Origin of the sequence: Mesorhizobium sp. M0848 (genome assembly GCF_040319805.1) — a bacterium.
Lineage (GTDB): Bacteria > Pseudomonadota > Alphaproteobacteria > Rhizobiales > Rhizobiaceae > Mesorhizobium.
This window is the reverse complement of the sequence record NZ_JAMYOM010000004.1, coordinates 84,075-105,268: the sequence shown is the minus strand read 5'-3', so window position 1 is coordinate 105,268 and position 21,194 is coordinate 84,075. Positions and strand designations below refer to the sequence as shown.

21 protein-coding genes and 1 pseudogene are annotated in these 21,194 nt (G+C 62.1%); 14 read left to right on the top strand and 8 right to left on the bottom strand.

Translation table 11 applies throughout. The features are described 5' to 3' along the window. Positions 1-41: 41 nt before the first annotated feature. From NKH95_RS05780 to NKH95_RS05750, 7 genes and pseudogenes are all read left to right on the top strand, one after another. Entirely contained in the window at positions 42-875 is an 834-nt protein-coding gene (locus NKH95_RS05780; RefSeq protein ID WP_352720284.1) for a universal stress protein, read from the top strand. 132 nt (positions 876-1,007) lie between these two features. After that, the gene (gpt, locus tag NKH95_RS05775; RefSeq protein ID WP_352891171.1) at positions 1,008-1,508 is read left to right on the top strand and encodes a xanthine phosphoribosyltransferase; all 501 of its coding nucleotides are present in this window, start codon (positions 1,008-1,010) and stop codon (positions 1,506-1,508) included. Positions 1,509-1,719: 211 nt separating this feature from the next. Continuing rightward, positions 1,720-2,208 carry an NUDIX hydrolase gene (locus tag NKH95_RS05770; protein ID WP_023810435.1) on the top strand — a complete coding sequence of 163 codons (489 nt, stop codon included), beginning with the start codon at positions 1,720-1,722 and terminating at the stop codon, positions 2,206-2,208. Positions 2,209-2,340: 132 nt separating this feature from the next. Then, complete coding sequence (locus NKH95_RS05765) at positions 2,341-2,652, top strand: PilZ domain-containing protein (RefSeq protein ID WP_023810434.1); 312 nt, start codon at positions 2,341-2,343, stop codon at positions 2,650-2,652. A 598-nt stretch (positions 2,653-3,250) separates the two neighbouring features. Continuing rightward, positions 3,251-7,027 (top strand): vitamin B12-dependent ribonucleotide reductase, encoded by a 3,777-nt coding sequence (locus NKH95_RS05760; protein WP_352673748.1) that lies wholly within the window; start codon positions 3,251-3,253, stop codon positions 7,025-7,027. A gap of 19 nt (positions 7,028-7,046) precedes the next feature. Continuing rightward, positions 7,047-7,208, top strand: a pseudogene (locus tag NKH95_RS05755) (type II toxin-antitoxin system HicA family toxin); the annotation flags it as partial. Between the two features lie 4 nt (positions 7,209-7,212). Further along, entirely contained in the window at positions 7,213-7,419 is a 207-nt protein-coding gene (locus NKH95_RS05750; protein WP_127293307.1) for a type II toxin-antitoxin system HicB family antitoxin, read from the top strand. Between the two features lie 77 nt (positions 7,420-7,496). Here the strand turns inward: NKH95_RS05750 and NKH95_RS05745 are convergent, their stop codons facing one another. The 7 genes from NKH95_RS05745 to NKH95_RS05715 form a co-directional block, all read right to left on the bottom strand. Beyond that, positions 7,497-7,766, bottom strand: a complete 270-nt coding sequence (locus tag NKH95_RS05745) for a hypothetical protein (protein WP_352673750.1) — start codon at positions 7,764-7,766, stop codon at positions 7,497-7,499. Further along, positions 7,750-8,580: an S-formylglutathione hydrolase gene (fghA, locus tag NKH95_RS05740; protein ID WP_352673752.1), complete on the bottom strand. Its 831-nt coding sequence runs from the start codon at positions 8,578-8,580 to the stop codon at positions 7,750-7,752. Before fghA ends, NKH95_RS05745 begins: the two co-directional genes overlap by 17 nt. A gap of 99 nt (positions 8,581-8,679) precedes the next feature. Next, entirely contained in the window at positions 8,680-9,489 is an 810-nt protein-coding gene (locus tag NKH95_RS05735) for a formylmethanofuran dehydrogenase subunit C (RefSeq protein ID WP_352891170.1), read from the bottom strand. After that, positions 9,486-10,394 carry a formylmethanofuran--tetrahydromethanopterin N-formyltransferase gene (gene fhcD, locus NKH95_RS05730; protein ID WP_352891169.1) on the bottom strand — a complete coding sequence of 303 codons (909 nt, stop codon included), beginning with the start codon at positions 10,392-10,394 and terminating at the stop codon, positions 9,486-9,488. The genes NKH95_RS05735 and fhcD overlap by 4 nt, the downstream gene beginning before the upstream one ends. Continuing rightward, positions 10,382-12,013: a formylmethanofuran dehydrogenase subunit A gene (locus tag NKH95_RS05725; RefSeq protein ID WP_352673758.1), complete on the bottom strand. Its 1,632-nt coding sequence runs from the start codon at positions 12,011-12,013 to the stop codon at positions 10,382-10,384. The genes fhcD and NKH95_RS05725 overlap by 13 nt, the downstream gene beginning before the upstream one ends. Then, on the bottom strand, positions 12,007-12,870 hold the full coding sequence (locus tag NKH95_RS05720; protein ID WP_352891167.1) for a tungsten formylmethanofuran dehydrogenase: 864 nt from the start codon (positions 12,868-12,870) through the stop codon (positions 12,007-12,009). The genes NKH95_RS05725 and NKH95_RS05720 overlap by 7 nt, the downstream gene beginning before the upstream one ends. Positions 12,871-13,212: 342 nt before the next feature. Then, positions 13,213-13,593: a 4a-hydroxytetrahydrobiopterin dehydratase gene (locus NKH95_RS05715; RefSeq protein WP_013532029.1), complete on the bottom strand. Its 381-nt coding sequence runs from the start codon at positions 13,591-13,593 to the stop codon at positions 13,213-13,215. A gap of 155 nt (positions 13,594-13,748) precedes the next feature. On the opposite strand from NKH95_RS05715, the gene NKH95_RS05710 reads away from it, so the two are divergent. The 7 genes from NKH95_RS05710 to fae all read left to right on the top strand — a co-directional run bounded on the left by NKH95_RS05710 (position 13,749) and on the right by fae (position 20,315). Further along, on the top strand, positions 13,749-14,720 hold the full coding sequence (locus tag NKH95_RS05710; RefSeq protein WP_128303333.1) for a beta-ribofuranosylaminobenzene 5'-phosphate synthase family protein: 972 nt from the start codon (positions 13,749-13,751) through the stop codon (positions 14,718-14,720). Positions 14,721-14,749: 29 nt separating this feature from the next. Continuing rightward, positions 14,750-15,643 (top strand): NAD(P)-dependent methylenetetrahydromethanopterin dehydrogenase, encoded by an 894-nt coding sequence (locus NKH95_RS05705; protein WP_023810423.1) that lies wholly within the window; start codon positions 14,750-14,752, stop codon positions 15,641-15,643. A gap of 13 nt (positions 15,644-15,656) precedes the next feature. Then, a complete protein-coding gene (locus NKH95_RS05700) occupies positions 15,657-16,751 on the top strand; it encodes an ATP-grasp domain-containing protein (RefSeq protein ID WP_352796696.1) in 1,095 nt (364 codons plus the stop codon). Further along, positions 16,748-17,704: a methenyltetrahydromethanopterin cyclohydrolase gene (gene mch / locus NKH95_RS05695; RefSeq protein WP_352440197.1), complete on the top strand. Its 957-nt coding sequence runs from the start codon at positions 16,748-16,750 to the stop codon at positions 17,702-17,704. Before NKH95_RS05700 ends, mch begins: the two co-directional genes overlap by 4 nt. Before the next feature lie 135 nt (positions 17,705-17,839). Beyond that, positions 17,840-18,787, top strand: coding sequence for an ATP-grasp domain-containing protein (locus NKH95_RS05690; RefSeq protein ID WP_128303330.1), 948 nt, complete (start codon positions 17,840-17,842; stop codon positions 18,785-18,787). A gap of 11 nt (positions 18,788-18,798) precedes the next feature. Continuing rightward, positions 18,799-19,659, top strand: coding sequence for a triphosphoribosyl-dephospho-CoA synthase (locus NKH95_RS05685; RefSeq protein ID WP_352891166.1), 861 nt, complete (start codon positions 18,799-18,801; stop codon positions 19,657-19,659). Positions 19,660-19,808: 149 nt separating this feature from the next. Beyond that, complete coding sequence (gene fae / locus NKH95_RS05680) at positions 19,809-20,315, top strand: formaldehyde-activating enzyme (protein ID WP_013532036.1); 507 nt, start codon at positions 19,809-19,811, stop codon at positions 20,313-20,315. A 137-nt stretch (positions 20,316-20,452) separates the two neighbouring features. On the opposite strand, the gene NKH95_RS05675 is transcribed toward fae, so the two are convergent. Then, a complete protein-coding gene (locus tag NKH95_RS05675) occupies positions 20,453-21,163 on the bottom strand; it encodes a HisA/HisF-related TIM barrel protein (RefSeq protein WP_352891164.1) in 711 nt (236 codons plus the stop codon). Positions 21,164-21,194 lie beyond the last annotated feature (31 nt).

The window sequence follows — 21,194 nt, the reverse complement described above, 5'->3', positions numbered from 1 at the left end:
CCCCGGCACGAGTTCGCCAGCTCGTAAACCGAGGGATTGTCATGCGATTCAAAACCATCGTCGCCATTCTGCAGAACGAGCAGGACGCCGAGCGCGTGCTCGACTGCGCCATTCCGCTCGCCACCCGGTTTCAGAGCCATCTGGTCGGCATCCACGCCGAAACGCTTCCCGTGCCCTACACCTCCGCCACAGGCTTTCCCGACACCGAATTCCTGCAGGTTTCGGCAGACATGAACCGGGAACGGGCCGAGAAGTTGAGGACGCTGTTTCTCAGGCATATCGAGGATTCCGGTCTTTCCTTCGAGTGGCGAAGCCTGGAAAGCTTTTCGGGTGACAGCGCACTGTCCGGGATTTCGAGCGTGCGGGCCGCCGACCTGATCATAGCGGCGCAGCGCGAAACGGGCGGAGATTCCAGCGCGGACGTAGACACGCTGGTCTACGATGCCGGCCGGCCGGTGCTGGTGGTGCCGCACGAGGGTCCGCTGATCACCACCTTCAAACGCGTCTTGCTCGCCTGGAACGGAAGCAAGGAAGCGGCACGCGCCGCCTTCGACGCGCTGCCCTTCATCATCGAAGCCGAGAAGACCGACATATTGGTTATCGACCCTCCTGAAACGCTCGACGACAGCCCGGAGGCCGCCGGCGCCGAAATCGCGTCGGCGCTATCGCGCCACGGCGCCACCGTCAGCGTCTCGGTGCAGCAGTCGGGCGGCAGTTCGGTCGATGACATCATCCAGACCAGGATCGCGGAAACCGGCGCCGATCTGCTGGTGCTTGGTGCCTACAGCCACTCATGGCTGCGTCAGCTTCTGTTCGGCGGCGTGACGCGCAGCGTGCTGCGCACCGCGCCGGTGGCAGCCTTCCTGTCGCGGTAGGTCCACACCGATCGTTGGCCCTTGCCTTTGCCAAGGCCCTTGCTCTTGCCAAGATGGGGGCTTTCCAGCTAATTCCGCGCGCATTCCCCTGTTTACCTGCGCGCGATCCTCGCGTGCTGTGGAGTGCGCGACATGTCCCTTCCCGAAAAAGCCTTTCCGGTCTCCTGGGACCAGTTCCATCGCGACGCCCGGGCGCTCGCCTGGCGGCTTTCCGGCGCCAACAAGGGACAATGGAAAGCGATCGTCTGCATCACGCGAGGCGGGCTGGTCCCCGCGGCGATCATCTCGCGTGAACTCAGCATCCGCGTCATCGAGACGGTCTGCGTCGCCTCCTATCACGACTATACCAGCCAGGGGCAGCTGCAGGTCCTCAAGGAGATCACCCCTGCCCTGCTCGCCGAAGACGGCGCCGGCGTGCTGATCATCGATGACCTGACCGACACCGGCAAGACGGCGGGCATCGTGCGCGCGATGATGCCCAAGGCGCATTTCGCCACCGTCTACGCCAAGCCGAAAGGCCGGCCGCTGGTCGATACTTTCGTCACCGAAGTCAGCCAGGACACCTGGATCTATTTCCCGTGGGACATGGGCTTCACCTACCAGAAGCCGATCGCCGACGACCACGCGGGCTGATTCGAACTACCTGCCTGTTACAGACCGGCAGCTTGCACTGGGGATGATTTGCTTTCGCAAACAGGTCCGGCAGGGCCGGATATTTTGTGAAATCGACCTCTATCGGCGGAAATCGGCCAGGCGAATGAAATTTTTTACTTTTATTGCCGACAATTAGCCGTAAGATTCGTGAGACGGCAAACGATTCCGGAGGCTGGGGCTAGCTTCTTCGATGTTGACGAGGCCAACGACACATAATCATCTGGCCGAAAGGGTCCGACGGCTCTTCGGCACGGCGCCGTGCCGCCTGCAGGTTGCCGCCCTGCCTTGGCGCGACACGGGAGACGGCGTCGAGATCATGCTGATCACCAGCCGCGATACGGGTCGATGGGTGTTGCCCAAGGGCTGGCCCGAGGCCAGGGAGCCGCTCTGCGAGGCCGCGGCGCGCGAAGCCGGCGAGGAGGCCGGGCTGCGCGGTCGTGTCTCTCATCTTGAAGCCGGCCGTTACTTCTACGCCAAGGTACTGGCTTCCGGCGAAGAAGTGCCGTGCGAGGTCCTGGTGTTTCCGCTGCATGTCGACAAAGTCGCGGACCGCTGGAAGGAAAAACACTCACGCACCCGCAAATGGGTCCGCGCAAGCGAAGCGGTGCGCATGGTCAACGAACCCGACCTTTGCCAGATCATCGCCTATTTCTGCGCCGACCCGCACAGCTTCTCCTGACGGGCGGCCACACCGCGCTCTTTGCAAAACGGGACTGGCTTGCAAGGGCTGGACATGCGTTGCCGCGTATCGACATGAATGCTTTGCTAAGGAATCAAGGATAGGATTCGGCAGCTCTGGTATTTTTGATCGATGGCGAATCCCGCAAATCCAATTCCAAACGAGTCCGACGAGCCCCAGCGCGAGCGTCGTCCGCGCGTGCTCAAGGGCGGGTCGATCATCACCGGAATTTCGAATTCGGAAGTGGGCTGCACGCTGCGCAATCAGCACGACGGCGGCGCCGAACTGAAGATACCGCTCGAAGCCCGGGTCCCAGATCGCTTCCTTCTCTATGTGCCGCTCGACGGCATTGCCTATCGTTGCGAGGTCCGCTGGCGACGCAACGACCGTATCGGGGTGCAGTTCACCGGCACCGAGCCAAAACCCCGGCTGCATTACGGCTGACGCCCGGGCAAGCTTGCGCGCGGAAAATCGTGATCCGCGCCTGCATTCTATCCCCGTTATCCACATATGTGACACACAAGATGTTGGGGTCACAAAAGCTACGCAAACGAATCCTTGACGGCGCAAAACGAGTCGCCTTTTATAGGCCATGTGCTCCTGTTGAGAGTGCGACCGGAAAGTTCTGAGCCCGGTCTTTTTTCCCGGACTATGTGCGTTTTTGCTCGCATTTCCGCCTGTTTACGAGGCCGGCGGAAGCGTTGGGATTGTGGGGCGGTTGGGACGATAGGGACAATTGTCGGGCTTGAATAAATTGTCTGTTAATACTATATTTAGTGTTTGCAGGTAGGTTCGACGCTAGATAGTGTGAATTTCCCTCGATCGAGGGAATCGGAAAAAATCAGTTTTGAGGGACCCGCGGGTTCGTCGGCGCGTTGGACAGATACTTCGCAAGGAGTTTGACCAGCAGGGCCGGCGGAGACCGCGAAAATGGAGAGCCGGTCGTTTCGAACGCCCGGCAGACGGCGGACATGCGCGTTTCGCATCGGGGGCAGAAATCCCTTGGGAAAAGCGCTATATATAGACAAAAGGGACCGGACCAATGCGCATCGAGCGTCGTTTCACCAAGCCAGGACAATCTGCCTATGCGGAGATCGAATTCCGCAAGGCGCTTTCGGAGATCAAGAATCCGGATGGTTCGGTGGTGTTCCGCTTGGACAATATCGACGTGCCGGCGCAGTTCTCCCAGGTTGCAGCCGATATCCTGGCGCAGAAATATTTCCGCAAGGCCGGTGTCCCCGCACGCCTTAAGAAGATCGAGGAGAACGACGTCCCCTCCTTCCTGTGGCGCTCCGTCGCCGATGAGGCGGAACTGGCGAAGCTGCCGGAAGCCGAGCGCTACGGTTCCGAGATCGACGCCCGCCAGGTCTTCGACCGGCTTGCCGGCACCTGGACTTACTGGGGCTGGAAAGGCGGCTACTTCAAGGGGTCGGAGGAAGACGCGCGCGCCTTCCGCGACGAGCTTGCCTACATGCTGGCCACCCAGCGCGTCGCGCCGAACTCGCCGCAATGGTTCAACACCGGCCTGCACTGGGCCTATGGCATTGACGGCCCGAGCCAGGGCCACTTCTATGTCGACCCGTTCACCGGCAAGCTGACCAAGTCGAAATCCTCCTACGAGCATCCGCAGCCGCATGCCTGCTTCATCCAGGGCGTACAGGACGACCTCGTCAACGAGGGCGGCATCATGGACCTGTGGGTGCGTGAAGCGCGCCTGTTCAAATACGGCTCCGGCACCGGCTCCAACTTCTCGCTGCTGCGCGGCGAAGGCGAAAAACTGTCCGGCGGCGGCCGCTCGTCGGGCCTGATGAGCTTCCTCAAGATCGGCGACCGTGCGGCGGGCGCGATCAAGTCGGGCGGCACCACGCGCCGCGCCGCCAAAATGGTCATTGTCGACGCCGACCACCCCGATATCGAGGAATTCATCGACTGGAAGGTCAATGAAGAGCAGAAGGTCGCCTCGCTGGTGACCGGCTCGAAGATCGTCAAGAAGCATCTCGAAGCGATCATGAAGGCCTGCGTCAACTGCGAAGGCAATGGCGACGACTGCTTCGACCCGTCGATCAACTCCGCGCTGAAGCGCGAGATCAAGGCGGCCAAGAAATCCGCCGTGCCGGAGAACTACATCTACCGCGTCATCCAGTTCGCCAAGCAGGGCTATAGCTCGATGTCGTTCAAGACCTACGACACCGACTGGGATTCGGATGCCTACCTCACGGTTTCGGGCCAGAACTCCAACAATTCGGTGTCGCTGAAGGACAATTTCCTGCGCGCCGTCGAGGACGATGCCGACTGGCACCTGACCGCCCGCAAGGACGGCAAGGTGATGAAAACGCTGAAGGCCAGGGATCTCTGGGAAAAGATCGGTTACGCCGCCTGGGCGTCGGCCGATCCGGGCCTGCATTTCAACACCACGATGAACGACTGGCACACCTGCGCTTCCGCTGGTGCGATCCGGGCGTCCAACCCGTGCTCGGAGTACATGTTCCTCGACGACACGGCCTGCAACCTCGCCTCGATCAATCTGCTGCCCTACCGCAACGCCGACGGCACCATCGACATCGCTGCCTATGAGCACACGGTGCGGCTGTGGACCATCGTTCTCGAAATCTCGGTCATGATGGCGCAGTTCCCGTCGAAGGAGATCGCCAAGCAGTCCTACGAATACCGCACGCTTGGCCTCGGCTATGCCAATATCGGCGGCCTGCTGATGACGTCGGGCATTCCCTACGACTCCGATGAAGGCCGCGCGATCTGCGCCGCACTCACCGCGATCATGACCGGCATGGCCTATGCCACCTCGGCCGAGATGGCCGGCGAGCTCGGCGCCTTCGCCGACTACGACCGCAATGCGCAGAACATGCTGCGCGTCATGCGCAACCATCGCCGTGCCGCCTATGGCGAGAAGCAGGGCTACGAGAAGCTCGCCGTCAATCCGGTGCCGCTGGTCGCTTCCGACCTGAAGCAGCAGGACCTTGCTACCCACGCTAAGGCCGCCTGGGACCGCGCCATCGAACTCGGCGAGGAGCATGGCTACCGCAACGCGCAGGCGACCGTGATTGCGCCGACCGGCACGATCGGTCTGGTCATGGATTGCGACACCACCGGCATCGAGCCCGACTTCGCGCTGGTGAAGTTCAAGAAACTGGCCGGCGGCGGCTATTTCAAAATCATCAACCGCGCCGTGCCGGAAGCGCTGCGCACGCTCGGCTACTCCGAAGCCCAGATCGCGGAGATGGAGGCCTATGCGGTTGGCCACGGCAACCTCAACCAGGCGCCCGCCATCAACCCCGGCGCGCTCAAGGCCAAGGGCTTCACCGACGACAAGATCGCCGCGCTCAACGCAGCCTTGAAATCGGCCTTCGACATCAAGTTCGTCTTCAACCAGTGGACGCTCGGCGCCGACTGGGTGAAGGAGACGTTCGGGTTCACCGACGAGCAGCTCAACGACTTCTCGTTCGAGATCCTGCCGGCGCTCGGCTTCTCCCGCAAAGACATCGAGGCCGCCAACATCCATGTCTGTGGTGCGATGACGCTGGAAGGCGCACCGTTCCTCAAGGCCGAACACCTGGCGGTGTTCGATTGCGCCAGCCCGTGCGGCAAGATCGGCAAGCGCTCGCTTTCGATCAACAGCCACATCCAGATGATGGCGGCTGCACAGCCCTTCATTTCCGGCGCCATCTCCAAGACCATCAACATGCCCAACGATGCGACGGTGGAAGACGCCAAGGGCGCCTACATGCTGTCGTGGAAGCTGGCGCTGAAGGCCAACGCGCTCTACCGCGACGGCTCGAAGCTGTCGCAGCCGCTGAACTCCTCGCTGCTCGCCGATGGCGAGGATGACGAGGATGATGCCGTCGAGCAGCTGCTCGCCGCACCTGCGGCAGCACGTGCCGCACAGATCACCGAGCGGATCGTCGAGCGCATCATCGAGCGCGTGTCGCGCGAGCAGGAAAAGCTGCCCGGACGCCGCAAGGGTTACACGCAGAAGGCCAAGATCGGTGGCAACACCATTTTCCTGCGCACCGGCGAATATGACGATGGCCGTCTCGGCGAGATCTTCATCGACATGAACAAGGAAGGCGCGACCTTGCGCGGCCTTCTCAACAACTTCGCCATCGCCATTTCGCTGGGCCTGCAATATGGCGTGCCACTCGACGAATATGTGCATGCCTTCACCTTCACCAAGTTCGAGCCGGCCGGCATGGTGCAGGGCAATGACGCCATCAAGAGCGCGACGTCGATCCTCGACTACGTGTTCCGCGAGCTGGCGATCTCCTATCTCGGCCGCAACGACCTCGCCCATGTCGACCAGTCGGACTTTTCCAACACCGCACTTGGCCGTGGCATCAGCGAAGGCAAGACCGATGCGGTCTCCAAGGGCCTGACCCGTGGCGCCTCGCCGGTGAAGCTGGTGTCGCGCGTCAGCGGCAACGATCCGAAAGGCTTTGCAGCCCCCTCGGGCGCCCCTGCCCGCTCGGCACCGACCGCCTTCTCCGGCTCCAACGTGCTGGCGCTGAAGCCAGCCAGCGACGAAGCGGTCGCCTACAAGCGCGACTATGAGGAGCGGGCGAAGGAACTGGCCGAGGACATCGCCTTCGAGGAAGCGGCTGCATCCGACGCCACCGCGGGATTGTTCACCGACGCCGCGGCCGTCGAGGCGGCCGAAGCCAAGAAACTCGCCAACGACCGCCGCGCCAAGTCCCTGCTCCAGGGCTACACCGGCAATTCCTGCTCCGAGTGCCAGAATTTCACCATGGTGCGGAACGGGACTTGTGAGAAGTGCGATACGTGCGGCTCCACGAGCGGGTGCAGCTGAGGTCTAGTGCCACCTCGGCTTACAGTTCGACGGCTGGTATCTGGTTGCAACCAAGGGCAGCCATCGCCAATATAAGCATGAAGTCAAAGCCGGCCGCGTCACCGTGGCTGGCAAGCCGTCTGAAGAGGTTGCACAGGGAACACTGAACAGCATCCTCAAGCAGTCAGGTTTGAAGGAGTGATGACATGCGTTACGCGGTGGTGATTGAAAAAGCAGGAAGTAATTTCTCTGCCTATGTGCCGGACCTACCCGGCTGCATCGCGACAGGTGCCACTGTGCCTGAAGTGGAAACCGAGATTCGCGATGCAATACGCTTTCACATCGAAGGTTTGCGAGCCGATGGGCTGGATGTGCCCAAGGGTGTCAGCCTCGCGGAATACGTAGAGGCGTAGAAGGCAATTCACTCAATCGGATCAGGCTCTGATCCCGCCTGCTATCTCTACGGCAACACCTCCAGCGTCTGCTCGTCCTACCCTATCCGCACGAACAGCACCTTGCGCCCCTCACCCGTGGGCACCTCGAAATACTGGATGCCGTCAGGCATTTCGCCGCAGGGCGGCTCGGGGATCTCATTGAGGTCGGCTACTGCTTTCAGTTCTTTCGCGTGGGCGGCGTCAGGGCTGAACGTGTAGCGTTTGACGGCGGCAGGCGCGGCGTCCTCGGCGTAAAGGCTCGAATTCAAGAACTTGTTTGCATCTGCCCATGCCTTAGGCTTGCCCAGCTCAAAGTCTCTCGCCATGCCATCTCAGATGGTCGTCCATAAAGCTGGAGATGAAAAGATACGAGTGATCATATCCATCCTGCATCCGCAGCTTTAGCGGAATACCTGCTTTGTTGCAGGCCGCTTCAAGCAGCCAAGGCCTGAGCCCGTCGTCAAGAAATCCATCCGACGTTCCCTGATCCACCAAGAATTCGGGGAAACGGTATCCGTCATCGATGAGCGACGTCGCGTCGCAAGTTCGCCACGAGGCCTCATCATTGCCGAGATACTTCTCAAAAGCCGGTCTCGACCAGCCGGCGGTGCTTGGCTGGGCGATCGGGGCGAATGCCGAGCAGCTCTTGAAACGTTGCGGATTCTTCAAGGCAATCGTCAGCGCGCCATGCCCGCCCATCGAATGGCCGGAGATAGCCTGGCGGGCCATATCGGCTGGAAATTCAGCCGCGATGAGGGCCGGCAACTCCTCGGTGACATAGGAATACATGCGATAATTCTTCGCATAAGGCTCTTGCGTCGCATCGAGATAGAAGCCGGCGCCGGAGCCGAACTGCCAGTTGTCTTTTTCATCCGGAATGTCGGCCCCACGCGGGCTGGTGTCGGGACAGACGACGATCAGGCCAAGCTCGGCGGCCATGCGCCTGTACTCGCCCTTGTCCATTACATTGGCGTGGGTGCACGTCAGGCCTGAGAGATACCACACAACGGGACAAGGCGCCTCCCGCGCCTGCGGAGGTATGAAAACGGCAAAAGTCATGTCGCAACGGCAACTCGTCGACAAATGGGAATAGACGCCCTGCACGCCGCCATGGGCTTTCGTTTGAGAGATGATTTTCATGTGTTCTCCACGTTGCGGGTCGGATGACGGTCGCCACCTACTGCCATCCAGCGGCAGCACTTGCGTCCTGCCATCCTATGGCTCTTGTGTCGACGGATCTCAGCGCGGAAAAAGAACCTCGCCCATTCCGAGCACTGCGTTATCCCCGCCATATTTGCGCGGTGCGCTCCCCAGAAGCGGCCGCTTCAATATGCCCTCGGTGATCAGATGACGATCGATGATGGCGGCGAAAACGCTCTCGGGCGCGCCGCATTCGACGAAGCTCGGCGACATGCGTGCCGGCGCGCGATCGAGAAGGATCGAACCGCGACGCATCAAATAGCCGGGCATCTCGCCGGTGCCACCGGCCACCACCAGCGTGCCGGCGATCATGCGGCTGCCGGCAAGGTCGCCGGAGCCTTTCAGCACCGCGATCAGGCCGCGCCGCATGCGGTCCGCCGCGAAGGCGCCCGCCTTGCCCCTGACAATCAACACACCGCCGTTCATGCCGGCCAGTTCCCCCACGAGCGGCGCACCGAGGTGGTCGCCGGCATTGCCCGTTATCTCAAGCCTGCCGCCGCGCATGCCGGAGCCGGCGTATGGACCCGCATTGCCCTCGATCGTGAGCTTGCCACCGCGCATGGCGCGCCCGGCCTGGGCGCCGGCATTGCCAACGAGGCGAACCGACCCGGTCCGCATGCCTTGCGCCACAAGGTCAAGGCGCGCGCTTCCACCTTCGAACACGATGCTTGTCGGATCGCTGCCGGCGACGCGAAAAATGTCGCCCACCTTCGAGCCGTGCCTCGTCATGCCGATCTGGATTCTTTCGACGTCGCGCCTGTCGACCCCGGCCAGCCGCTCCGGCGTCAGCGGCGACAGGTCAAGGCGCTCCGGCGGCTCGGTAACCAGGGTGAAGGTCAGCCCCTTCATGGCAGCATATCCTTCAGCGAGTAGATGAATTTTCCGAGCTTGCCGCCGTAATTGCCGGCGCTGATGCGAACCGCGCCTCTTTTCGGTCCGAGCTCTATGACAGCCTTGATGCCGGCCTTCATCGCGGCGGCAACTGCATCATTGGTTTCACCATCGATGACGATTTCCAGGACGGCGTTGATGTCGGGACCGAGCTCACTCGCGACGACGCCGCGCAGCGTCGGCGCGTAGGCTTCGTTGGCCGAAGCGATCATGCGTTTGTATTTGCCACCTATCTTGGAACCCGAACGGGCAATTCCGCCCGGAAACGGCACGATGGCGCCAGGCACCATGCCGATCGCAGCGACCGCGGCCTCGGCGGCGACCAAAGCGTTGGGGCTGCTTTGCGCCATGACAAAGAAATTGCCGCCACCGACAGCTTCCTTCGTCAGTCCGGTCGTTGCTTCGCACAGGAACTCGCCATCCATGACGGGAATACGCCAAAAATGCCTGTCGCCGATCTTCTTGGAGATTTGCCAGCCGTCGCCGAAATAACGCAGCGCCGAACCGAGCTTGAGCTCGGCGCTGCCCTGCAGTCCGGCAAAGCAGGCGGAACCCGGCGAGGTCAAAACGCACTGGCCGACACGATTGAGCAGTTGTTTCTGCAATTCGTCCGTTCCCATCGCGAAAATCATGACGCGGCAGCCCGGCCGGCCATCCGGTGTGGCCGATGGCGGCAGGTCGAGATCGATTGCCGCTTCGCAGCCGCAACCGATCACCGAGGTGGCGAAGCCGGTCATCGTGATCGCCGCCTGGCGAGCCCATTTCCGACTCGGCGCGGTGATGACGATGGCGGTTGCGCGCATGCCGAAGGCTTCGGCGAAGGTATCGTCGATCGTTACCCCATTGACGCTCATGTCCGGCATGGCACCTCGCCGAATGGCTGTTCGCGCGCAATCGCGGAATCCGGAAAATTGAACCAGTCCAGCGACAGGCCGTAGCGCTGCTGGTGATAGTCCTCGAGCCGTCGCACCATTGCCTTGTCGACAGGCGGCTTGAGCCTCAATGCCTTGCCCCAGCGGTAATGGATGATTTCCCCGTCTTGCACGACGAGATCGCCATCCTTGAAAACATACGCCGCCCGTCCGAGCATTTTCGCGATACTGCGGTCCCTGCGATAGATAGCGATGTCTGCTGTTGCGCCGGCGCCGAGATGGCCTCGGTCCGTCAAGCCGAGCAGCTTGGCTGGCGCCGCGCGCGTCATGATGGCGATTTCCTCGAACGTGTATTCGCGGTCGATTGCGGCCAGGGTAGAGAGCGCCAGAGCGGATCGTGAAAGTCCGGCGGTCATTTCGGCGCGCGCTTCCCGGCTCATCAGCAGTTCGAACAGCGCCGGATAAGCGGTAAAAGGTGCACCGTTGGGATGATCGGTGGTGAAGAACACACGCCAGGGATCGTCGATCAGGAGAAAAAGCTCGAGCCCGATCGCCCACTGCATCGTGCCGTAGAAGTCCTTGCCATAGCTGTAGGGCACGATGCCGCCGCCATTGCCGTCACCGTCATGAATGACGGTCTTTTTCGGGTGCGCGCTGCCACGCGCCGAAAACTGCCGCATGACGTCGGAGGAGACCGTGACCGTCTGGCCGAACATGACCTGGCCGATATCGATGGTGACTTCCGGCGTCGCGTTGACCAGTTCGGCAAGCCGTGCGGCGGCGGAAGAAAACCCGCGTTTTCCTTCCGTGCCATAGCCATAGAACTGGAGGTGGGCGAGATGCAGCGGCAGCCCATCCGCCGCTGCAATCGTCGCAGCCGCCGTATCCGCCGATCCGGGGCTGCCCAGATTGTTGCAATGGACATGCAGGGGATGCGGCAGGCCAAGACTGTCGACGGCGGCCTGCAGCGTCTTGACGATCTTGCGCGAACTGACGCCATAGGAAGGCACGACATCGTCCAGCGAGAAGGTGCGGACGTTCTCCTTGAAGGCGGCCGCCGCACCGGCGTTGATCACCTTGACCCCAAGCGCTCGCGTCGAAGCGACCGTCCAGGCGACATAGTCCTCGATCATCGTTCGGGGGGCGTCGTCGCGGATCATCGACAACAGGAAATCGTCATTGCCGAGAATGGCGAGGGTTGCTTTGTCGATGATCGGGATGTCAGCCAGTTCGAGATGCGTGTGAAGCGCCGCTCCCGGCGACATCGCCGGCTCGACCACCGTCGTAAAGCCCATCTTTGCGTAGAGGCAGCCGGTCTGGAACGTCGACCAGCCGGCATTGGAGAGCGGCGTCATTGCTGGCCGCGGCTGATGGGCGGCGTGCTGTTCGGGCAAGAGCAGCCGCGCGGTGTTCACATTGCCGCCGCCGATGTGGGAGTGGATGTCGATGGCGCCAGCCATCACGATGCAGCCGCTGGCTTCGATGATCCGGTCGGCCGCCCCTCCCGCCGGCGCCGGAACGATCTTGTCGTCCTTGATCCAGAGGTCGCCTTTGCCGAGACGGCCGTTGACGGGATCGATGATGTCGCCGCCGGCGATTTTCGTCAGCATGGCAGTGCCTCGGCGAAAGCATGGGTAGCGATCAGGCGGATGATCGTCGCGGCGGAGGGCAATTGCGAGGCCGCTTGCGCATCGATCGACCTGAGCGAGCCCGTGCGGCTGGAGTAGACAACCGCATCGTGATCGACCCCAGCCTCGCCGATGGCGATGGTGACCGCGGCGCCGGCAACCGGCTCTTGCGTTTTCGTCAACGCAATCAGCGCCATGCGGCGCTTTTTTTCCATCGCTTGAGCCGTTGTGGCGGAGATCCGCAGGTGCAGGTCGGCTTCGCCGGCAGCGATCATGCGCGCCACATCGTAACGCCAGGGATCGAACTCCGGGAAGCCGCGCGCAAAGCCCGTGCGCAGCGGAAAACCTGTCATCCAAGCCGAGGCGAGCGTGCTTCCCCAGCCGTTTTCGTTCGCCGGCAGATGAAGGCCGGATGCGCGCGATTTGCGATTGAGATCGGCGATTAGTCCTTGCAGCATCTCCAAAGCCAAGCCTTCGGCGGCGTGGCCTGAAAACAGGAACACGGGAAAATGCGCGGCCGCCAGAGCTTTGGCGAAATCATTGAAATTCGACACCGGTTGCGATGTACGCTGCCCTTTGTACTGTGCTCTCAGTGCCGCCAGCGTGGCGGCGAGGCTGGCTTGGCCACAGGAAAGTTGCGTTGCCTTGCGCCCGCCGTTCAGCGGCGGCACAGACATCCCGTTTGGACCTACCACGAAGAACGCGCGCTGGTTCCCGGTCGAGAGGTCGGGAACCGTTCCAGCGAGTTCGCCAACAAGACCATGATGGATCCGCGGGAGCTCGCCCACGATCACCACGACATCGGCACGCCGGCGCGTCTCTCCGGGGGCGACGGTCATTGCCCCCGTGTCCGTAAAAAGCGCGGTCTCTCGGGCAAGTGCCGCGCCATCGGCATGGTCGTATGCCGCGCCAGCCCGCTCGGCCAGCGCGATCGCCGCCCTAGTGCCGTCTATATCCGTATCAAAGCTGAAAACCGGGCACCGACTTGACGACAATAGCGACGCGGCATGCGCAGCCGCGTGCTCAATCAGCGCTTCCCGGTTGCCGATCCAAGCAACCGCCATTCGCTAAACTACTTTCTGGTGCCGGCCCGATCCTAGACGAAACTGGATTGGCCGTGAACCCCACCTTGCAGCGGATCAGCGAATGTTTTCATACGCGTCAACAAATTCCGACCCTGCCTAGTCATATTTGACGTAAGCGAAGCGTTGATCGGTCAGCGGAGTGCCTTCCAGCGCCCCGCCTTCCTTGGCCGGCTGCCACTGAACAACATCCTCGATCTTTTTCGCCAACTCGAAATCCTTGTCGGTAATGCCTTTCGCCGCGTGGTTCGTCAGGCGCACCTCGACCCAGGCATAGGAGGCGGTGATATCGGGATGGTGCCACGCCGCCTCGGCGAGATGGCCAACCGTGTTGATGACCATGAGCGTCGATTTCCAGCTGTGGGTCTTGTATTTGCGCCGGATCCAGCCGTTTTCGTAACGCCATTTCGGCAGCTCCTTCTCAAGCCGATCGGCGATCTCGGCTTCCGAATAGACCTTTTCCTTGACTGTCTCGTTCATCTCGACCTCCGCGAATTGCTCGGTCTGTCTATGCGCCGGAGCCGGCAAACACGTGATGCATTCTCTTTGGCTTGCCCCATCGACGAAAACAGTTATCATGGTACCGGGCACCTAAACTTCCATGATGCATCCATGATGCACCCATCGGGGGGCAGATGTCGAATTCTGTTACCATACGAGTGCCCGCTCGCCTGCACCTTGGCTTCCTTGATCTCAATGGCGATGCCGGACGGCGGTTCGGCAGCGTCGGGCTTCCATTGAGCGAACCCGAAACCGTCGTCACCCTGTCGCGGTCCGGCGAGACCATCGTCGAAGACTCCGAGAGCACCCGCGCCAGCGAGCATCTGTCGACGCTCTGCAAGCATCTCGGCATTCGCGGCCAGCACCATCTGGTGGTCGAGCAGTCGATCCCCAGTCATGCGGGTCTGGGGTCCGGCACGCAGATCGCCCTTGCCGTCGCCTCGGCATTGCGCACTCTCCATAATTTGCCTCTGGATATCGTCGGCGACGCCAGCCTGCTCGAGCGGGGCGGCCGATCCGGCATCGGCATCGCAAGTTTCGAAGACGGCGGCGTCATAGTCGACGCCGGCAAGAACGACCGCGGCGGAACGCCTCCGGTCGTCGCGCGGCTGCCGTTTCCGGAAGAGTGGCGCGTCATCCTCATCCTCGACCATTCCGGGCATGGACTGCATGGCGCTGCCGAGGTCGCGGCGTTTCGTTCGCTGCCGCCATTCCCAACGGCAGGCAGCGGGGAGATCTGCCGGAGGGTGCTGATGGGCATTATGCCGGCTCTGGTCGAGCGGGACCTTCCGGCATTCGGCGCCGCCGTCACCGCGATACAGATGCTGATCGGCAGCCATTTCGCCCCGGCGCAGGGCGGCGTGTTCACCTCGAAGGGGGTCGAGATGGCGGCCCACCGTCTCAATGAAGCAGGCGCCGTCGGCATCGGCCAGAGTTCCTGGGGGCCGACAGGCTTTGCCTTCGCGCCATCGCATGACGCCGCACTCAAGTTCGTCGACGCGGTTCGGAAGACGAAAGTTGGAGACGGCCTTGAGATCAAGATCGTCAAGGGCAGGAACTCCGGCGCGAAGATCAGCTCAACCAGGCTGAATCTCGTCGGCAGCTGACGCTCCCGTTTCAGGCAGAAAGGCAAGAAATGGCCCGCAAACACATCCTGCACATGCTGACACCGTTGAAGCAGATGAGCCCCTTCGACGTGAATATGGCGCTCGACGCAGGTTTCGACGCCGTCGTCCCCTATGTCGATGTAAGCCTCGCCGAAGTGACAGGCCTGGTCCAGGACGCGATCTTTTCGCGCCCGCCGGATGCGGGTGTCGACACCGGCATCTTCATCGCCGGGAAAGATGCCTCGTTGGCGCTCGACATGTTCGACGCCGCGAAGAAGGCGATGGTGCCGCCTTTCCAGGTTTCGGTATTTGCCGATCCGGCCGGCTCGTTCACCACGGCCGCGGCGATGGTGGCCAAGGTCGAAAAGGCGCTGGAGAAGAAATTCCAGCGTGGGCTCAGGGATACGAGGGTGGCTGTTTTCGGCGCCACCGGCGTCGTCGGCTTCTGCACCGCCGTCATCGCGGCAGAGGAAGGTGCACGGGTCACACTTGTCGGCCATGACGGCATTGAAAGGGTCAAGCAGATCGCGGCCGAGATCGAAAGCAGATTCAACATCATCGTCGATGCCGCTGACGGATCGAGCGACGCCCGCAAGACAAAGCTGGTCGAGGCAAACGAAATTATCCTGGCTTGCGCTAAAGCCGGCGTCCAAGTGGTCTCCAAAGCCCAATTGAAAGGCAATGACCTGCTTATTGCGGCCGACGTCAATGCTGTTCCCCCGGCCGGCATCGAAGGATTGGCCGTCAATGCCAATGGTGATCCACTCGAAACGGCAAAAGCTGTCGGCATTGGTCCGCTTGCCATTGGCAATGTCAAATATAAGGTCGAATTCGGTCTCTTCAAAAGAATGATCGAATCCGAAAAGACGATCACGCTCGATTTTCAGGAAGCGTTTTCCCTTGCACGCGAGATTGCCAAGTAACGCCGGATCTCTTTTGATCGCGGCAATTTCAGGCCGGGCGCTGGCCGCCGCCGCGCGTCGCGCCGGTTATCGTCCGCTGGTCGCCGATTTCTTTTGCGATACGGACACCGTCGCGCTCGCAGAACGCGCGACGACATTGCCGGGCGACCTGCAGGGGGGCGTCGATGGCGAGCGCATCATCGACACGCTTCGGCGATTGGCTGGCGACGACCTCCCGGTCGCCATTATCCTGGGCTCTGGGTTTGAGCGGATGCCTGAGACCGTGGACAAGATCGCGCGACACTTTCCGCTCGCAGGCAATGGCGGCGGCGCGATCCGCAGGATCAAGGATCCGCAGTTGCTGGCTGATGATTGCACCGAACTCGGCATCCCGCATCCGCAATTGCGATGGGACCAGCCGCCTGATCCGGAGAACTGGGTGGTCAAGACCGCGGGCGGCGCCGGCGGCGGGCACGTCAGACGAGCAGCCGGAGAAAGCCCGACCGCCGGCCGCTATTTCCAGCGCTTCGTTGCCGGACGCAGCATCTCGGCCCTGTTCGTCGGCAACGGGCAAACCGCGCACATCGTGGGCTTCAGCCAACAGTGGACGTCCCCCTCCCCGACAGCGCCCTATCGCTACGGCGGCGCCGTGCGGTTGAGACGCTTCGATCGCAGACAGGCGGCGCTCATCGGCGGTTGGCTCTCAAGTCTGACGCGGCGCGCCGGCCTGGTTGGATTGTGCAGCGCCGATCTCATCCGCGGGCCGGATGGCTACAAGTTCATCGAGATCAATCCGAGGCCGGGCGCCACCCTCGACATTTTCGACGATGTCGAAGCGCCATTGATCGAAGCGCATCTGCGCGCCGCGACGGGTCAGGTCTTCCGCTTGCCGCGCTTCGTCGATTCGATGGCGTCGATGGTGACTTACGCCGCGACGCCAATCACTCACTTTCCGTCGATCGCCTGGCCTGAATGGACAGCGGACCAGCAGTCGGCTGGCACCCGTCTGATTGCCGGCGACCCTGTCTGCACGGTCTTCGCACGCGGTCCGAGCGTCCAATCGACCAAGCGGCTCATCAAGGGACAAGCCAGTCAATTGCAACTCCAATGGGAAGGAGACCGGACATGAAAGACGGTTCGGCATTCCTGAACGACAATGCACAGCGCATCGTTGACGGCATGATCGGCGACGCCGAACGCCTGCGTATCGTCGTCTCCACGGGGCCATTGGGCGAGCGCCTGATCGATGCCGGCGCCAAGACCGTCGGCAGCGTCGAAGCCGGGCTGCGCATGGCTGAGGCCGCGATGGGCGGTCTCGGCAGCGTTTCGGTGTTCATGGATCGCGCGTCACAGCAATGGCCGTTCACCGTCGAAGCGCGATCTTCGCAGCCGGTGCTAGCCTGCCTGGGCAGCCAGTATGCGGGCTGGAACCTGTCTGGCCAGGACTATTTCGCCATGGGATCTGGACCGGCGCGGGCACTCGCCCGGGTCGAACCGCTGTTCGAAACACTTTCCTATCGCGACATCGCATCGTCCGCGGTGCTTATCCTGGAGACCGCCGAACCGCCTCCCCGCGCGATCGTTGAGAAAGTGGGCAAGGCAACTGGACTGGCGACGGAAAAGCTCACCTTCCTCTATGCGCCGACACAAAGCCTTGCCGGCGGCGTGCAGATCGTTGCGCGCGCGCTCGAGGTTGCCCTGCACAAGATCAACGATCTCAAATTCCCGCTGGAGAACGTTGTCGATGGCATCGGAACGGCTCCGATCCCCGCCCCCCATCCGGATTTCCTGACCGCCATGGGCCGAACCAACGATGCCATCATCTATGGCGGCAGCGTCCAGCTCTTCGTGAAAGGATCGGCGAAAGAAGCTGGCAAACTCGCGGAAAAACTCCCAAGCAGCGCCTCACGGGACTACGGCCAACCCTTCGCCGAGATCTTCACGCGGTTCAAGGGCGATTTCTATGCCATCGACCCGCTGCTGTTCAGCCCGGCCGAAGTGATCGTGACAGCGATCGAAACCGGCGATACGTTTCGCGCCGGTGGGCGTGATCTGAAGATGCTCGAACGGAGTCTCGGCTAAGAGGATGGCGGTGCAAAGGGATTCGTCCGTCATTCGCCTGCCCGACGACTGCATTTCGTGCAGCCCCATCGCGGACGCGGCCATTGGGGCGTGGAATCGCTCGCGCCGCCGACATTCCCGTACCCGAGAGGCCACATGATCCCTCGCATCCTGATCGTCAGCGACAAAGTGGACACCGGCTCCAACGGCCTGGCGGCAGGGCTTGGTCGGCGAGGCGCCGCCGTTGCAGCCGTGCCGCTGGCGGCGATCGCATTCGACACCAGCAGCCCGAGCGGGCTTTCGATCCCTGGCTTCGGCGGCACGCTGCCCGACGCCGTGCTCGTCCGTTCGATCGCCGCCGGATCGTTCGAAGCGATTACCCGGCGCCTCGGCGTGCTGCACGCGTTAAGCAGACTGTCGGTTCCCGTGTGGAATTCCGCGCAGGCGATCGAGCGCTGCGTCGACAAGTCGATGACGACATTCCTCCTGAAAAATGCCGGCCTGCCTACGCCACGCACCTTTGCCGTAGAAGGACTTGCCGTCGCCGAGGAGATCGCGGCGCAAGAGCTTCCGCGGGGACCGCTGGTGCTGAAACCATTGTTCGGCGCGCAAGGCCGCGGGATAAAGCTGATCCGCACGCTCTCGGACCTGCCGGCCGCAGAAGAGGTGAACAGCGTCTACTACCTTCAGCAATATGTGTCGCGTGCCGGTCCGCCTTTCCGGGATTTTCGCGTCTTTGTCTGCGCCGGCGAGACCGTGGCGATGATGAGCCGCATCAGCGACGACTGGATCACGAACGTCAACAGGGGCGGCGTGCCGGAACAGGTTTCCGAACATGGCAAGGCGGAACTGGCCTCGCTGGCTGTCGCCGCGTCAGCCGCGGTCGGCGCGGATTTTGCCGGCGTGGACATCGTGCGGGCTGACGACGGCAATCTGTTCATACTCGAAGTGAACAGCATGCCCGCCTGGTCGGGATTGCAATCGGTGGTCGCCGTGAACATCGCCGAAGCAATCGCCGATGCCTTGCTGAAACTCCTGGCCGACCGCGCCGAAGCGGCCGCCGCGCCGCGGCCCTACCGTTTCGCCGCGCCTGCGAATTCGTGAGGGCCCGTAGGATGGCGCTATCGCGTGAACGCCTCCGGGCCAGCTACAAGGATGCCTGCAGGATGGAGATCGAAGCCCTCAAACCGGGCAACGTCCATCTGTTCGCCGACGGACACGGCATGTCGGCCGCTCAATTCATGATGAGTGCGGAGGTTTCTTCCGGGCCGCTGACCGATCCTCGTCTGCCGGTCGGACAGCGCATGCTGGAGGCGGTGCGCGCGACCCGACTGGCGGTCGCAACCAATACCAATCTCGGAATCATCCTTCTGACAGGGCCACTGATATGCGCCGCCGAAATGAGCGGTGACAGACTGCAGGACAATCTCGACTCGCTGCTTCGGGCTTTGAGCGTGCAGGATACCAAGGCGGTGTTCGAGGCGATCGTCACGGCCGCGCCAGGCGGCCTCGGAGAAGCCGCCAACGATGTGCGGCAGGAGCCGAAGATCCATTTGCTGGACGCGATGCGGGAGGCCACCGACCGGGACATGATCGCCCGCCAGTACGGCAGCTGTTTCGGCGACGTGTTCGGGGTCGGGCTCGCGGCGCTGGAGGGAGCGTTGGCACGTGGAGAAACCGGCATGTGGCCGACGGTATTCGTCTACATGGCGTTTTTCGCCGACTTCCCCGACAGCCATGTGATGCGCAAGCACGGCGTTGACGTCGCAAATCAGGCGCGGCAGGAAGCCGTTGCCGTTCAGGCGGCGCTCCATGCGGAGGGCGACGAACCGTCGCGCATTCGCCTGCTCATGGAGTTCGACCGCCGGTTAAAGACCGACAACATCAACCCCGGCACCTCGGCCGACCTCACCGTGGCTACTCTTTTAGTCCACACCCTCGCCCTCACCTTGCATAATCGCGGCGTTGGTGCTTGACTTCCAAAAGTGGAAGCTGTGCTTCCGCGGCTATCTAGCCAACCGGTCCGGGCAAATCCGGACGCTGCCAACAAGGATAGCTGTCCATCGAGCGCCTGCTCGGTTGCAGCGTCCGTGGACACCATAATTGTGTCTTGGAGGAAATTGGCATGGCAAAAATCTCAAAGGTTATGGTCGGTGAATCGCTGGTGGGAGACGGCAACGAAGTCGCGCATGTCGACCTGCTCATCGGCCCGCGGGGGAGCGCGGTCGAAACGGCATTCTGCAACGCGCTTACCAACAACAAGGACGGCTTTACTTCGCTTTTGGCGGTGATCGCGCCCAATCTTCAATGCAAACCCAACACCGTGATGTTCAACAAGGTCACGATCAAGGGCGCCAAGCAGGCGGTCCAGATGTTCGGCCCGGCGCAGCACGCCGTGGCAAAGGCCGTGCAGGACAGCGTTGCGGACGGGACCATTCCGGCCAACGAAGCGGACGACGTGTTCATCTGCGTTGGGGTATTCATCCATTGGGACGCGGCGGACGACGCCAAGATCCAGAAATACAATTACGAGGCGACAAAGGAAGCTATCCAGCGCGCCGTTGCAGGAACCCCGACCGCCGCCGAAGCAACGGCCCAGCGCGACAAGGTCAAGCATCCGTTCGCAGCCTAGACAAGAGACAGCCCCGCACAGGAAAAACCCTCTTCTGAGACGGATGGTCTGTTGCGCCGGCTGAAAAAGGTTCTGGGCTTTTGAAACGTCAGTTCCCGAAGGGCGCTCGCCCTTCGGGAGTTGACGAGCGACGATTGTCAGGCGCCGAGTGACGCGAGGCGGCCGGGTGTGAGCGTAGCGTTGTGCAATGAGGTTGCGACCAGCGCCGCGGCGACGCCCATTGCGGACAAGGCGCTGATGTCGGTCTCATCTCGGACGCCGCCGGCCGCGATGACGGCGCGATTTCCGGCCTTGGCCTTGACCTCCTGCAACCGCCCGAAGTCGGGACCGGCGGCCGCACCGACCTTGGCCAGCGTCATGACAATCACCTTTTGCGGCCAAAGCTCGGGCTCATCGAGAAGAGAACGCGGTCCGCAAAAACTATCGCCGACGAAATCAAGGGACAGGATGAGATCGGGATGATCGCGAAAACGCCGCAGCAACATGTCGTCCCGCTGCGATTCAGTGCCCAGAACAGGAGACAGCGAGCGTTCGGCAAGCGCCGCCAAAAGTGTCTTTTCGTCGTCCACGCCGGCATCGACCCAAAGTTCCGGCGGCTCCGCCATCGTCCTCAGCCGGGCGAGTGCGTCACTGTTTGGCGCTCCGCCCTCGATAGCGTCCAGATCTGCGATGTAGAAGGTCGAAAAAGGATAAAGCCCACGCAGTCCTTCAGCGACCGCGACGACATCAGGGCTTCGGCTGAGCGGCGTAACGATCGGCCTGTAGCGATCGCGTTTTCCCTGCTGGGCGCGAACCACCACGCCGTCTTTCAGGTCGAGAACCGGAATGATACGCAACGCTTTTTTCACCGACCAATTGCCCCCGTCATGAAAGCTTGAA

Bases quoted from the DNA above. Each gene is read 5' to 3' on its own strand.
- NKH95_RS05725 (WP_352673758.1), bottom strand. From the start codon at position 12,013: ATGCTGACGAAAATCGCCGGCGGCGACATCATCGATCCCGTCAACGGC.
- NKH95_RS05780 (WP_352720284.1), top strand. From the start codon at position 42: ATGCGATTCAAAACCATCGTCGCCATTCTGCAGAACGAGCAGGACGCC.
- NKH95_RS05750 (WP_127293307.1), top strand. From the start codon at position 7,213: ATGCGTTACGCGGTGGTGATTGAAAAAGCAGGAAGTAATTTCTCTGCC.
- gpt (WP_352891171.1), top strand. From the start codon at position 1,008: ATGTCCCTTCCCGAAAAAGCCTTTCCGGTCTCCTGGGACCAGTTCCAT.
- NKH95_RS05720 (WP_352891167.1), bottom strand. From the start codon at position 12,870: ATGACCGTCGCCCCCGGAGAGACGCGCCGGCGTGCCGATGTCGTGGTG.
- NKH95_RS05715 (WP_013532029.1), bottom strand. From the start codon at position 13,593: ATGAACGAGACAGTCAAGGAAAAGGTCTATTCGGAAGCCGAGATCGCC.
- NKH95_RS05745 (WP_352673750.1), bottom strand. From the start codon at position 7,766: ATGGCGAGAGACTTTGAGCTGGGCAAGCCTAAGGCATGGGCAGATGCA.
- NKH95_RS05735 (WP_352891170.1), bottom strand. From the start codon at position 9,489: ATGAAGGGGCTGACCTTCACCCTGGTTACCGAGCCGCCGGAGCGCCTT.
- NKH95_RS05710 (WP_128303333.1), top strand. From the start codon at position 13,749: ATGTCGAATTCTGTTACCATACGAGTGCCCGCTCGCCTGCACCTTGGC.
- fghA (WP_352673752.1), bottom strand. From the start codon at position 8,580: ATGAAAATCATCTCTCAAACGAAAGCCCATGGCGGCGTGCAGGGCGTC.
- NKH95_RS05705 (WP_023810423.1), top strand. From the start codon at position 14,750: ATGGCCCGCAAACACATCCTGCACATGCTGACACCGTTGAAGCAGATG.
- NKH95_RS05770 (WP_023810435.1), top strand. From the start codon at position 1,720: ATGTTGACGAGGCCAACGACACATAATCATCTGGCCGAAAGGGTCCGA.
- NKH95_RS05765 (WP_023810434.1), top strand. From the start codon at position 2,341: ATGGCGAATCCCGCAAATCCAATTCCAAACGAGTCCGACGAGCCCCAG.
- fhcD (WP_352891169.1), bottom strand. From the start codon at position 10,394: ATGCCGGACATGAGCGTCAATGGGGTAACGATCGACGATACCTTCGCC.
- fae (WP_013532036.1), top strand. From the start codon at position 19,809: ATGGCAAAAATCTCAAAGGTTATGGTCGGTGAATCGCTGGTGGGAGAC.
- mch (WP_352440197.1), top strand. From the start codon at position 16,748: ATGAAAGACGGTTCGGCATTCCTGAACGACAATGCACAGCGCATCGTT.
- NKH95_RS05690 (WP_128303330.1), top strand. From the start codon at position 17,840: ATGATCCCTCGCATCCTGATCGTCAGCGACAAAGTGGACACCGGCTCC.
- NKH95_RS05685 (WP_352891166.1), top strand. From the start codon at position 18,799: ATGGCGCTATCGCGTGAACGCCTCCGGGCCAGCTACAAGGATGCCTGC.
- NKH95_RS05760 (WP_352673748.1), top strand. From the start codon at position 3,251: ATGCGCATCGAGCGTCGTTTCACCAAGCCAGGACAATCTGCCTATGCG.